Origin of the sequence: Herminiimonas glaciei (assembly GCF_042664955.1) — a bacterium.
Taxonomy (GTDB): domain Bacteria; phylum Pseudomonadota; class Gammaproteobacteria; order Burkholderiales; family Burkholderiaceae_D; genus Oxalicibacterium; species Oxalicibacterium glaciei.
Genome location: NZ_JBHTBU010000001.1, coordinates 1932603 through 1945143, shown reverse-complemented (window position 1 = coordinate 1945143; position 12541 = coordinate 1932603). Strand labels below are relative to the sequence as shown.

Sequence of the window (12541 nt, the reverse complement as noted above, 5' to 3'; positions counted from 1 at the left end):
GTTGCTGCGCTCGTGGTGGCGGGATGAAATCCCCCTTATCCTGATTTGCCGCCCTGCAAGAGTAGTGGCGGTGCTTGCCGTATGCCTGCATTCTTGGCATCGTGTAGGCAATTGCCCGCAATAAGGACACCATGCCGAAGATTTTCAAATTTTCCCAGTTCACCCAGTTCTCGCTGCGCGATTTAATCGTCACGGCGGGGCCGATGACGGTGCTGGTGATTGCCTTGTGCTATGTCGCCTATCGCCTGGTTGATCCGTCGCCGCCGAAACAGGTGACGCTGGCGACCGGGCAGGAAAACGGTGCTTACGAAGAGTTCGGTAAAAAGTATGCAGCAGCACTTGGCAAGTTCGGCATCAAAGTGACTCTGGTGCCGTCGATGGGTTCGCAGGAAAACCTGCAGCGCCTGATGGATCCCGATTCGGGAGTTGATATTGCATTCGTGCAAAGCGGCTCCATCGAGCAGCAGGCGGCGAAAGATGCCGGTCTGGTGTCATTGGGCAGCTTGTTTACGGAGCCGGTCTGGTTGTTTTATCGCGAAAGCAAAAAGATCACGCAACTGACGCAATTGAAGGGCTTGCGCGTCAACGTCGGACCGGAGGGAACCGGTGTGCCGAAGTTATTCAAAACTATCTTGTCCGTGAATGGACTGGAACCCAGTGACGTCAAAATCAAGCAACTGGAAAACACGCCGGCCACAGTGGAATTGCTGGAAGGGCGCATTGATGCGCTGGTCTTCAGTTCGGCACCGGATGCCTTGCTGATACAAATGCTATTGCAGACGCCGGGCATCAAGTTATTCGATTTCACGCAGGCGGAAGCCTACTCGCGACGGTTTCCGTTCCTGACGCATGTTGTTTTACCGCGTGGCATCGTTGACCTCGGACGTGATTTGCCGCCGAAAAATTATCACCTGATTGCACCGACCGCGACGCTGGTTGCGCGTGAAGATTTGCATCCGGCCCTGATCGATTTATTCGTACAGGCAGCCGGGACCATACATGGTGGCGCAGGCTGGTTCCGCAAACAGGGTGAGTTTCCGAACGCAAGCTATACCGAGATTCCGGTCATTCCCGAAGCGGAAAAATTCTATAAGGACGGCCCGCCTTTCCTGCAACGTTATATGTCGTTCTGGCTGGCGAACTTTTTTGAGCGGATGTGGGTGGTGATCGTCGCGCTCGGTGCCTTGATCCTGCCGTTGTCGCGCATCGTGCCGCCGTTGTATGTATGGAAGGTGCGGTCGCGCGTGTACCGCTGGTATGGTCAATTGCGCACCGTCGAACAGGCGATAGAAGATGTGCCGCCCGGCAAGCGCGCTACGGTTTATCCGGCGCAGCTCAAGCGCCTGGCTGAAATTGAAGAGAGAGTGAACCAGATCTCGATCCCGCTTTCATTTGCGGATGAGTTATATCGCTTGCGCAGCCATATCAATCTGGTGCGCAAGCGTATCTTGTGGCTGTGTGAGGCGAAGCAGGAGACGCAGGAATCGAAAGAAGAGGTCAAGCCGGCGTCGGCTTAAGTCATCGCTTTAAGCACCAATCCACGGCAAGCCGGCCTTGCACCAGCCGTTGACGTTCTTGCGATGACCGTCGGCGTCTTTCTCGCCTTCAAAGCCTTCGAGGATGTCGAAGGAATGGGCAAAGCCGTTTTCAGTTGCAAGCTTGGCGGCATGGCGTGAACGTACGGCACCACGGCACAGGAACAGCAGCACAGTATCTTTGCTGGCTGCGTTCTTCAGTTGCGGCAGGAAGTCGGGATTCGGCGTGCCGCCCGGGTACACATTCCATTCCACCGCCAGATGTTGTTCAGGCGGGATCGCGACCCGGCCGATCCAGTCACGTTCTGCATTGGTACGGACATCGACCAGCTTCACATTCGGCTCACTTTGCAGGAGCGCATAGGCTTCCTGCGGTGTCAGTGCGCCGGCATAGGGGAGTGCATTGTCTTGGCCACGCAGCCGTGCGGCGGCGAGTATATCTGCGGACTTCGTCATGATGATCTTGTCTTTCCGGTTTTCAGTTGAACTGCAAACGATGGCGGCTTTGGCGACGACATCGCCTGCAGTATAAAGTCCTCTGGCCTTTGCGTCACATGTTCAGGCGATCGCCGGCTGTTTGGGTTTCGCCTGTAAAAATCCCCAGGCCAATCCAAGTACCGCCGCGCTTAAGGAAGCAAGCAGGATGCCCAGTTTCGCTGCACCCAGCAGGTTCGGATCATTGAAGGCCAGCGTTGCGATAAAGATCGACATGGTGAAGCCTATGCCTGCCAGCAAACCGATCAGGCAGACGCCGCCCCAGCTCACACCCGGCGGCAGTGCACACCAGCCCATGCGTACCATCAGGAAGCTGGCACCGATGATGCCGAGCGGCTTGCCCACGACCAGCGCGATCAACACGCCGAGCATGACACTCATGGAAGCACTGGCGGACATATCGATGCCGTCCAGTGAAACGCCGGCATTGGCGAGCGCGAAGAGCGGCATGATGCCGAAAGCGACATAAGGATGTAAGGCCATTTGCACACGGCTGACCGGCGGTAGCAAATCACGTTGTGCCTGGCGCAATTGCTTCAGTGGCTGGGCCAGGTGATGCGGATCCTGCTTGTCGGTTTCTGCATGGTTCAGCAAATCCCGTACGGCCTTGCTTGCCATCTCCAGCGGGTGTATCAGGCTGCGCGTGGTGAATACAGGTGTCATCAAGCCAAGCACCACGCCGGCCAATGTCGGGTGCGCGCCGGTCTTCAGCAAACCGAACCAGAGGACCGCACCAGGCAGTACATATGCATACGCCGATGCGATGCCTATCCTTTGCATGCCGAGTACCATGAGGATGCCGATGGCGGCGATGATGAAACCGCTGTAATCCATGCCGCCGGAATAAAAGACGGCGATGATCAGTACTGCGACGATGTCGTCTATGATCGCCAGCGCCAGCAGGAAGACGCGGACATTGGATGGAATGGAGCGACCAAGCAAGGCCAGTACGCCAACTGCGAAGGCAATGTCGGTGGCAGTCGGTACCGCCCAGCCATGGGCTGCTTCGCCGCCCGGGTTGAGTGCGAAGTAAATCAGGGCCGGTACCACTACGCCGCCGAGGGCGGCAGCCAGCGGCAAGGCGGCCAGGCGCATATTGGCCAAAGCACCTTCGTGGATCTCGCGGCGGATTTCCATCCCGACGACCAGAAAGAAAATGGTCATCAAGCCATCGTTGATCAGGAAGTGCAGCGATTCGGAAACGCTCCAGCTGCCTATTGAAAAGGAAACCGCGGTATGCCAGAAGTGGTGATAGCCGTCGGCATATGGAGAATTGGCCCAGATCAGCGCGGCAGCGGCAGCGAGCAGCAGCACGACGCCGCTGAAGGCTTCGATATGCAGGAATTTTTCTAAGGTGGAAAATGCGCGTTCCGCAAGAACTTGCGCGCGCGGCAGGGTGGAGCCTTGTGACGTATTTGGAGTCATGTGCGTGAGTATCCCCGCGTGGCGGCCCGACCGACGCGTTACCTGTCCGCTGCGGTATGCAGCGCAAACACCCTGCCATGATTTTACACCAAGCGGTACCCGCAGGCAATTTGGCAGGGCCGGTAAAAAGCCGGAATAAGGTCAGTTTGCACTAATTTGGAGCGTAAACAGACCTCCTCTTTAAAAACGTTTTATTTTGGTGCAAATATGGTTGTTTGCACATGTTTGGTGCGTATGGTTTCGCCTCCTTTGATGCAGAAAAATAGCGATGTGCCATCTATTGGCTAGGGCGCTCCGTTGCAGTGCGGCTGCGCGAATTTTTGAAAGGTGGTGGCATGGAATCTGCTATCATTTCGGGCGAGTTATGGACGCATGCTGTTTGTTCACGCAGGCCTCACAACCCATTCACTAATTCTGTATTACTTTGCTCAAATTTTAGGAGATTCGCATGGCAATGACGGCCGCAGAGGTCTTGAAGATGGTGAAAGACAACGAAGTTAAATTCGTTGATTTTCGCTTTGCTGACACAAGAGGCAAGGAACAGCACGTCACTGTGCCGGTTTCGCATTTCGACATGGATAAATTTGAATCCGGTCATGCGTTTGACGGTTCCTCCATCGCTGGCTGGAAAGGTATCGAATCATCCGACATGTTGTTGATGCCGGATCCGAACACCGCAAATATCGATCCGTTTTTCGAAGAAACCACATTATTCATGCAGTGCGACGTGATCGAACCGTCGGACGGCAAAGGCTACGATCGTGATCCACGTTCGATCGCCAAACGCGCAGAAGCATATTTGAAATCCTCGGGCCTGGGCGACACCGCTTACTTTGGTCCAGAACCAGAATTCTTCATTTTCGACAGCATCCGCTGGAAAATCGGCATGGACGGCTGCTTCGTCAAGATCGATTCGGAAGAAGCATCGTGGAGCACCGGCGAGAAACTCGAAGGCGGCAACACAGGTCATCGTCCTACCGTCAAAGGCGGCTACTTCCCAGTGCCACCAGTCGACAGCTTCCAGGACATGCGTTCGGAAATGTGCCTGATCCTGGAATCGCTCGGCATTCCGGTTGAAGTACATCACCACGAGGTTGCAGGCGCTGGCCAAAACGAAATCGGCAGCAAATTCTCGACCCTGGTTGAGCGCGCTGACTGGACCCAGAACCTGAAATACGTGGTCTGGAACGTTGCGCACACCTACGGCAAAACCGCGACCTTCATGCCTAAGCCTATCGTTGGCGACAACGGTTCGGGTATGCACGTGCACCAATCGGTCTGGAAAGACGGCAAAAACCTGTTCGCAGGCGACGGCTATGCAGGCCTGTCTGATTTCGCCCTGTACTACATCGGCGGCATCATCAAGCATGCTAAAGCATTGAACGCGATCACCAATCCAGGTACCAACTCGTACAAACGTTTGGTTCCAGGCTTTGAAGCGCCGGTCAAACTGGCTTACTCGGCACGTAACCGTTCCGCTTCGATCCGTATTCCACACGTTGCGAACCCTAAAGGCCGCCGTGTTGAAGCGCGTTTCCCGGATCCACTGGCTAACCCGTACCTGTGCTTCGCAGCTTTGCTGATGGCAGGTCTGGACGGCGTACAAAACAAGATCCATCCAGGTGAAGCAGCCTCGAAAGACTTGTACCACTTGCCACCAGAAGAAGACGCACTGATCCCAACCGTTTGCGTATCGTTGGAAGAAGCGCTGGAAAACCTGAACAAAGACCGCGAGTTCCTGACCCGTGGCGGCGTATTCAGCGATTCGATGATCGATGCTTACATTGAATTGAAAATGCAAGAAGTTCAACGCTTCCGCATGACTGCTCACCCAGTCGAATACGATATGTACTACTCGCTGTAATCAATCTCTGATTGTTACCGCAAGATGAAAAGCGGGGAGAGCGTAAGCTTTCTCCGCTTTTTTTGTTGCTAGGAGGCAGAAAATGGATCATCAGTGTTTGTCAGGCTATGATTGTTGCCCTACACTAAGTATCCGATTTAACAGTTTCAACGAAACAAGTCCATGAAACGTCAACTCGCTATCCTGCTACTGTCTTCCCTCGCTGTTTCCGCGTATGCGCAAAATGATGTCTATCTGTGCATAGACGCCAATGGCAACCGCGAGTACAAAAATACCGGCCCTACCAATAAGTGCAAAAAGGTAGACCTGCCCGGCGTGACCACTATCCCGGCCGTGAAGAAATCGGCAAGCTCGCAAACGGCAAGCGCCAAGACCACTTCGCCCAGCGACTTCCCCAAGGTAGACAACACTATCCAGAAGGCGCGTGACAGCGACCGGCGCCAGATCCTGCAGGATGAAATGAAAACCGAGGAACAGAAACTCGCCGATATCAAGCGCGAATACAATAATGGCGAACCCGAACGCCGTGGTGACGAGCGTAACTATGCGAAGTACCAGGAGCGTACCGCGACGCTGAAGGACGAGCTGGCGCGGTCCGAGAAGAATGTCGAAGCATTGAAACGCGAACTCAATAACTTGAAGTAAGATCACTGGATCAACATCGGTACGATGTTTGCTTGAATCAGGCCGCGTGTAGCGGCCTTTCTTTTTTGGATTCCTGTGAAAAAACCTTTAATAGCTTTAGATGGTCTGGATTTGCTGGCTTCGGCGGTACTGGTCCTGCGTCCGGACAGCGATATCGCCTATGCCAATCCGGCGGCGGAAATCCTGCTGGCGAGTTCCAGCAAGGCCCTGACCAACCACAAACTGAACGAACTTTTTATCAATTGCCAGGAGCTGGAGCAGGTCTTCCAGGAAGCCCTCGAGCACCAGTTCGCCGACAAGCGGCTGGACCTGGTACTGGAGCGCCTCGGGCGTGATCCCTTGCAGGTGCATGTGGTGGTGTCGGCGCTGGATAGTGCGGAAACCCCGGTCCTGATTGAATTGCGCGAAAATGTGCAGCAACTGAAGCTGGACCGCGAAGAGCGCCTGATCGATCAAAGCCAGGCCAACAAGGAGTTGATCCGCAACCTGGCGCATGAAATCAAGAACCCTTTGGGCGGCATACGTGGTGCCGCGCAATTGCTGGAAATGGAGTTGCCTGAGCGCCACCTGAAGGAATTCCGTGAATATACGCAGGTCATCATCAAGGAAGCTGATCGCTTGCAAACACTCGTTGACCGTTTGCTGGCACCGCACCGCAGTCCGCATATCGTGGGCGATGTGAATATCCATGAAGTGTGCGAACGGGTACGCAGCCTGATCGTGGCGGAGTTTCCGAATGGCCTGAAGATCAAGCGCGATTATGATTTGTCGGTACCCGAGTTCCGTGGTGACAAGGAGCAACTGATCCAGGCCGTATTGAATATTGCACACAATGCGGCGCAAGTGCTGTCGGCACGTATGAAAGCGGGCGATGCGGAGCTGACTTTGCGTACCCGGATTGCGCGACAAGTGACGCTGGCCAAGGTGCGATACCGGCTGGCATTAGACTTGCATATCATCGATAACGGACCGGGCATCCCGCCGGACATCCGCGATCGTATTTTTTATCCTTTGGTCTCTGGCCGGGATGGCGGTAGTGGATTGGGCTTGACGCTGGCGCAGACATTCGTACAACAGCATATGGGTTTGATCGAATGCGAGAGTCGGCCGGGATGCACGGATTTCAGAATCTTGATTCCATTACCATGAGCAGCTTGAGCTCGATTTGGCGATGAATCTATAAACCTAGCCACATGACGCGGGACACGATAAATATATGAAGCCAATCTGGATTGTTGACGACGACGAATCGATCCGCTGGGTCCTTGAAAAAGCACTGGCGCGCGAGAATCTTCCAACCAAGAGTTTTTCCAATGCACGTGATGCACTGGAGGCTTTAAAAACCGGTGCACCGCAAGTTCTGGTTTCCGATATCCGTATGCCGGGTGAATCCGGCCTTGAATTACTGCAGGCAGTCAAAGCCAAGCATCCGGGCTTGCCGGTCATTATCATTACCGCTTTCTCCGACCTGGATTCGGCAGTGGCGGCCTTCCAGGGCGGTGCCTTCGAATACCTGGCAAAACCTTTCGATATCGATCATGCGGTCGGCCTGATACGTCGTGCGCTGGAAGAAAGCCTGCGTGAAACCAGTGTCGAACAGGTTTCGGCCGAAACGCCGGAAATCCTCGGCCAGGCACCGGCGATGCAGGATGTGTTCCGCGCCATCGGCCGTTTGTCGCAATCGAATGTGACGGTGCTGATCACCGGTGAATCCGGTTCCGGCAAGGAACTGGTCGCACGCGCCTTGCATAAACACAGTCCGCGCGCATCGCAACCTTTCATTGCATTGAATACCGCCGCGATCCCGAAGGATTTGCTGGAATCCGAATTGTTCGGTCATGAACGGGGTGCCTTCACTGGCGCGCAAGCGACACGTCGTGGTCGTTTTGAACAAGCCGAGAACGGTACGCTCTTCCTCGATGAAATCGGGGACATGCCCTTCGATTTGCAAACGCGTTTATTGCGTGTGCTGTCCGACGGTCATTTCTATCGCGTCGGCGGTCATCAACCGTTGAAGGCGAATGTACGTGTGATCGCTGCAACCCATCAAAACCTTGAACACCGTGTGCGTGAAGGTTTGTTCCGCGAGGATTTGTATCACCGCCTGAATGTGATACGCCTGCGCCTGCCGAGCTTGCGCGAACGCCGTGAAGATATTCCTATCCTGACCCGTCACTTCCTGCAGCAAAGCGCGAAGCAGCTCGGCGTTGAAGTCAAACGCATGTCGGATGGCGCGATGCAATTCCTCAGCAGCCTTGAATTACCGGGTAACGTGCGGCAATTGGAAAACCTGTGTAACTGGATTACGGTGATGGCGCCGGGCCAGACGGTGGAAGCCAAGGATTTGCCGCATGAACTGACCGAAGGGCAGGCTTTTGCAGGCAGCGCATCCGGCAGCTTCGCTGGCAGCCAGCCGCCGGCGCATAGTTATGCTGCATCGGATGATGCCGCCAGCACGAACGGTGTGCCACAGGCAACGACATATGCAGTCAGTGCGCCGGCTGAAGCGGGTAACTGGATTACCTTGCTGGAAACCGAAGCGGCGGCATTGTTGGCCGCAGGCCAGCCGGAAGTGATGGATGCATTGGGTCGCCAGTTCGAATCAACACTGATCAAGACCGCACTTAAACATACGCATGGTCGCAAGAACGATGCAGCGGTACGCCTGGGTATCGGGCGTAATACCATCACTCGTAAAATCCATGAACTGGGTATAGATGGCGCAAAAGATGATTAGGTGAACGGCGTATTGTTTGCCACTGCAAAGTCTGATAACACATGCGGACAATAAACGGCAGACAAGCGGGATACGCAAGAAGGACGGGCTACCGATGAGGTAGCCCGTTTTTTTTCGTGTTAAATGTCTGTGACATCGGTTAACACCTGCAATTTACCTTTGTTTGTTCAATATGGTAGGCTTGCGAGAATCAATTTCTGATATCCGCAATATGCGGATATATATAACGGTGCATATATCCGTGGATACGCACCGTTAGCAATACAGTACTAAGTGCAGCTTTCTATTGATAAAGATAGGGCGCTACAGAAGCAAGGCATCAGCATGCTTGTTTCAGTGGAAGTCCTGCGAATTCGAAAGAAGTAACTTATGCTCGGCTCGATCACTGATCTCTTGCGTCAGGTACCGGAACTTGCTTTGTTCCTTGCGCTGGCAATTGGCTATGCAATAGGACAGATCAAATTCGGTCCGATCCAGCTTGGCGGGGTCTGCGGTACATTGATTGCAGCACTTTTCATCGGGCAGCTCGGCGTCACACTCGACGCCAGCGTCAAAAATGTTTTCTTCATGTTGTTCATCTTCGCCCTCGGCTATGCCGGCGGTGCGCAATTCTTCGCCAATCTGAATCTCAAAGGCTTGCGCCTTGGTATCTTGTGCCTGATCGAAGTGGTCGTGGTACTGGCACTGGTGCTGGTCGCCACTAAAGTCATGAACCTGGATGCCGGTACCGCGGCCGGTTTGATGGCCGGTGCCGCGACCGAATCGGCAGTGGTGGGTACCGCAACCGATGCGATTTCCAAACTGGCGCTGCCGGCAGCCGAGATCCAGCAATTGCAGGCAAATGTGGTAACTGCATATTCGATCACCTATATCTTTGGCTTGATCACTATCGTGATTGTGACCAGCCAGATTTTCCCTTTGCTCTTGCGCGTGAATTTGCGAGAGGAAGCCGACAAGCTATGGGCGCAAATGGGTGGCAAGGAAGCTGCGCCGGATGAAGTGAATGCAGTCAGGGAAATGACCGGCAGGGTGTATCGCATTGATGTCGGTGCCGGCCGTAGCATTGCATCCCTGCATGATTTGTTTGCCGGCCAGGCCAATGTCGAACGGGTCATCCGCCATGGCAGCAAACTGGAAGTGACGCCTGCACTGAAATTGCAGCGCGGTGACCAGGTGCTGGTAATAGGGCGCAGGCGTGCTTTGCTGACTGCAAGCAGTTTGCTGGGCCCCGAGTTTGCAGATACCAGCCAGCTGAATATGGTGGTGCAAACCATAGAAGCCATGCTGAAGAGCAAGGCGCTGGCGCGGCTGCAACTGGGGCAGCTCGCTTTGCCGGCCGGGGTCCATGTATCCGGCGTTACGCGTGGCGAACAGACTTTACCGCCGCTACAGCACATGCAATTGCAGTTGGGCGATGTGCTTCATTTATACGGTTCGGCAGATGCCAAGTCATCAGCGATGGCCGAAGCGATTGCGATGATAGGAACACGCATAGAGCGGACCGATCGCAGCAATATCGTGTATGCCGGGCTCGGCATCGTGCTGGGTGTGTTCATTGGCACGTTCAGTGTCAAGCTGGGCGGCATTCCATTTTCCCTGGGCACCGGTGGCGGTGCCTTGCTGACCGGCCTGGTGTTTGGCTGGTATCAATCGAAACGTCCGGGATTAATGGGCATCCATCCGGATGCGCTGTCCTTGCTGAAGGATATCGGCCTTGCCAGCTTCATCGCCTGCGTCGGCCTCGCTTCCGGACCGCAAGCACTGACCCTGATCAAGCAATACGGCGTTGCGCTGCCTTTGATCGGCGTCGCGATTGCGGTATTGCCGGCATCCATTTCGCTGCTGGTCGGACATTTCATCCTGAAGCTGGAAGCGCCGATTTTATTGGGGGCTATCGCCGGCCAGCAATGCAGTACGCCTGCTTTGAGCGCGATTCAAAATGCGGCCGGCAATTCCACGCCCTTGCTCGGCTATACGATTACCTATGCAATTTCCAATGTGGTGTTGCCACTGATGGGGCCGCTGATTGTGGGCCTGGTCGGATATGTGCACCGCTGATAGTTGACATGCAATTCAATTTTAATTTCCACGAACCGAAAGGTGAATGCCATGGAATGGTTACACGAGTTATTTAAGAAGGCCCCCGAAATTGCCCTGTTCCTGTCGCTCGCATTGGGCTACTACATAGGCAAGATCAAGTTTGGCAAGTTCCAGCTGGGCGGCGTGGCGGGTTCACTGCTGGTAGCGGTGGTGGTGAGCCAGGTTGGCGTGCAGGTCGACCCCGGTGTAAAAGCGGTGCTGTTTGCCTTGTTCATTTACGCGGTCGGCTATGAGAGCGGGCCACAGTTCTTCAATTCGCTGGGCAAGCAATCGATACGCGAAATCATCCTGGCCGCAGTGCTTGCGATTACCGCGTTGGCGACTGTCGTCATCATGGCGAAACTGTTCGGTCTGGATAAAGGTTTGGCCGCCGGCGTCGCCGCCGGTGGCCTGACGCAGTCGGCGATTATCGGTACTGCCGGCGATGCGATAGCCAAGCTCGGACTGGCGGCAGATGAAGTGATGCGGCTGCAGGGCAATGTTGCCGTCGGCTATGCGGTGACCTATGTGTTCGGTTCCTTCGGTGCCATTATCGTCTGCGTGAATATCCTGCCGAAACTGATGGGACGTACCATCAAGGAAGATGCGGTGAAGGCGGAGGCGGCGATGCAAGCCGGCGTGCAAGTGCTGGGGCAGGGACAACATGCTGCGGCGCCGGATCTGGTTGGCCGTATTTATCAGATTGCCCAGGGCAATGCGCGTACCGTACTGGAAATAGAAACCGCGAATCCTTCGGTATCGATCACGATAGAGCGCATCAAGCGCCATGGCCAGATCATAGAGGTGACGCCGCAATTGATGTTGGAGGTCGGCGACATCGTGCTGGTGGTCGGGCGTCGTGAAGCAATGGTTGGCGTGGCTGCACAGTTGGGCAAGGAATTGTATGCAGTCGAAGGCATGGAACTCACCATGCAGCGTAAAGAACTGGTGCTGACCAATAAGGAATACCACAACAAGACGGTCGGTGAAATACGTAGCCAGACTTCACATAGCATCAGCCACGGTATTTATGTTTTGCAGATCAGTCGTATGGGGCAGGTCTTGCCGATGCTGCCGGACACCGTGGTGCAACTCGGCGACGTCATTACGATTTACGGTTCCGAGCAGGATGTGAAGCGGATTGCGGCACTGGTCGGTTATGTAATCGTACCCAGCGTCAAAACCGACTTCGTATATATGGGCGCCGGCCTGGTCGTCGGTTTGCTGGTCGGCATGCTGACGGCGAAGATAGGTTCGATTCCATTGACGCTGGGTAGCGGCGGTGGTGCACTCTTGTCCGGCCTCCTGTTTGGCTGGTATCGCGCCAAGCGCCAGACCTTCGGTGCCATGCCCAGCGGTGCAGTGCAAATCCTCAAGGATCTTGGCCTGGCCGGCTTCGTGGTCGTGGTTGGTTTGTCTTCCGGCTTGCAGGCGGTACAGACGGTGAAAGAGCACGGCTTCACTATCTTCGGCGTCGGCGTCGTGGTCACCATCCTGCCTTTGATCCTGACCATGTTGATAGGCAAGTATGTGCTGCGTTATGACAATACCGCCATCTTCGCCGGTGCACTCAGCGGCTCGCGCAGCGCCAATCCGGCTTTCGGTGAAGTGCTGGATAAGGCCGAAAATTCGATTCCTACCGTTCCTTTCGCCATTACGTATGCGTTGGCGAATGTGTTCCTGACTTTGCTTGGGCCATTGATCGTGGCTTTGGTGTGACCAGTAGCTATACCGTTCCGAGGCCGCTGGTGCGGGGCTTCT

Annotated in this window: 9 protein-coding genes; 7 read left to right on the top strand and 2 right to left on the bottom strand. The window is 55.0% G+C overall.

Annotated features, from left to right (window positions below; all coding sequences use genetic code 11):
- Positions 1-131: 131 nt before the first annotated feature.
- On the top strand, positions 132-1517 hold the full coding sequence (locus tag ACFQPC_RS08745) for a TAXI family TRAP transporter solute-binding subunit (RefSeq protein ID WP_382271486.1): 1386 nt from the start codon (positions 132-134) through the stop codon (positions 1515-1517).
- Between the two features lie 9 nt (positions 1518-1526).
- Here the strand turns inward: ACFQPC_RS08745 and ACFQPC_RS08740 are convergent, their stop codons facing one another.
- Together ACFQPC_RS08740 and nhaA are read right to left on the bottom strand one after the other, a co-directional pair.
- On the bottom strand, positions 1527-1991 hold the full coding sequence (locus ACFQPC_RS08740) for a rhodanese-like domain-containing protein (RefSeq protein ID WP_382271485.1): 465 nt from the start codon (positions 1989-1991) through the stop codon (positions 1527-1529).
- Between the two features lie 102 nt (positions 1992-2093).
- Positions 2094-3455, bottom strand: coding sequence for a Na+/H+ antiporter NhaA (nhaA, locus tag ACFQPC_RS08735; RefSeq protein ID WP_382271484.1), 1362 nt, complete (start codon positions 3453-3455; stop codon positions 2094-2096).
- 448 nt (positions 3456-3903) lie between these two features.
- On the opposite strand from nhaA, the gene glnA reads away from it, so the two are divergent.
- The 6 genes from glnA to aspT (ACFQPC_RS08705) all read left to right on the top strand — a co-directional run bounded on the left by glnA (position 3904) and on the right by aspT (ACFQPC_RS08705) (position 12499).
- A complete protein-coding gene (glnA, locus tag ACFQPC_RS08730) occupies positions 3904-5319 on the top strand; it encodes a type I glutamate--ammonia ligase (protein WP_382271483.1) in 1416 nt (471 codons plus the stop codon).
- A 162-nt stretch (positions 5320-5481) separates the two neighbouring features.
- The gene (locus ACFQPC_RS08725) at positions 5482-5964 is read left to right on the top strand and encodes a DUF4124 domain-containing protein (protein WP_382271482.1); all 483 of its coding nucleotides are present in this window, start codon (positions 5482-5484) and stop codon (positions 5962-5964) included.
- Positions 5965-6039: 75 nt separating this feature from the next.
- Positions 6040-7113, top strand: a complete 1074-nt coding sequence (gene glnL / locus ACFQPC_RS08720) for a nitrogen regulation protein NR(II) (protein ID WP_382271481.1) — start codon at positions 6040-6042, stop codon at positions 7111-7113.
- A gap of 67 nt (positions 7114-7180) precedes the next feature.
- The gene (gene ntrC / locus ACFQPC_RS08715; RefSeq protein WP_382271480.1) at positions 7181-8701 is read left to right on the top strand and encodes a nitrogen regulation protein NR(I); all 1521 of its coding nucleotides are present in this window, start codon (positions 7181-7183) and stop codon (positions 8699-8701) included.
- A 369-nt stretch (positions 8702-9070) separates the two neighbouring features.
- Positions 9071-10759: an aspartate-alanine antiporter gene (gene aspT, locus ACFQPC_RS08710; RefSeq protein WP_382271479.1), complete on the top strand. Its 1689-nt coding sequence runs from the start codon at positions 9071-9073 to the stop codon at positions 10757-10759.
- 51 nt (positions 10760-10810) lie between these two features.
- Positions 10811-12499 carry an aspartate-alanine antiporter gene (aspT, locus tag ACFQPC_RS08705; RefSeq protein ID WP_382271478.1) on the top strand — a complete coding sequence of 563 codons (1689 nt, stop codon included), beginning with the start codon at positions 10811-10813 and terminating at the stop codon, positions 12497-12499.
- Positions 12500-12541 lie beyond the last annotated feature (42 nt).

Coding starts and splice junctions, on each gene's coding strand:
- ACFQPC_RS08745 (WP_382271486.1), top strand. CDS start 132: ATGCCGAAGATTTTCAAATTTTCCCAGTTCACCCAGTTCTCGCTGCGC.
- ACFQPC_RS08740 (WP_382271485.1), bottom strand. CDS start 1,991: ATGACGAAGTCCGCAGATATACTCGCCGCCGCACGGCTGCGTGGCCAA.
- nhaA (WP_382271484.1), bottom strand. CDS start 3,455: ATGACTCCAAATACGTCACAAGGCTCCACCCTGCCGCGCGCGCAAGTT.
- glnA (WP_382271483.1), top strand. CDS start 3,904: ATGGCAATGACGGCCGCAGAGGTCTTGAAGATGGTGAAAGACAACGAA.
- ACFQPC_RS08725 (WP_382271482.1), top strand. CDS start 5,482: ATGAAACGTCAACTCGCTATCCTGCTACTGTCTTCCCTCGCTGTTTCC.
- ntrC (WP_382271480.1), top strand. CDS start 7,181: ATGAAGCCAATCTGGATTGTTGACGACGACGAATCGATCCGCTGGGTC.
- aspT (WP_382271479.1), top strand. CDS start 9,071: ATGCTCGGCTCGATCACTGATCTCTTGCGTCAGGTACCGGAACTTGCT.
- aspT (WP_382271478.1), top strand. CDS start 10,811: ATGGAATGGTTACACGAGTTATTTAAGAAGGCCCCCGAAATTGCCCTG.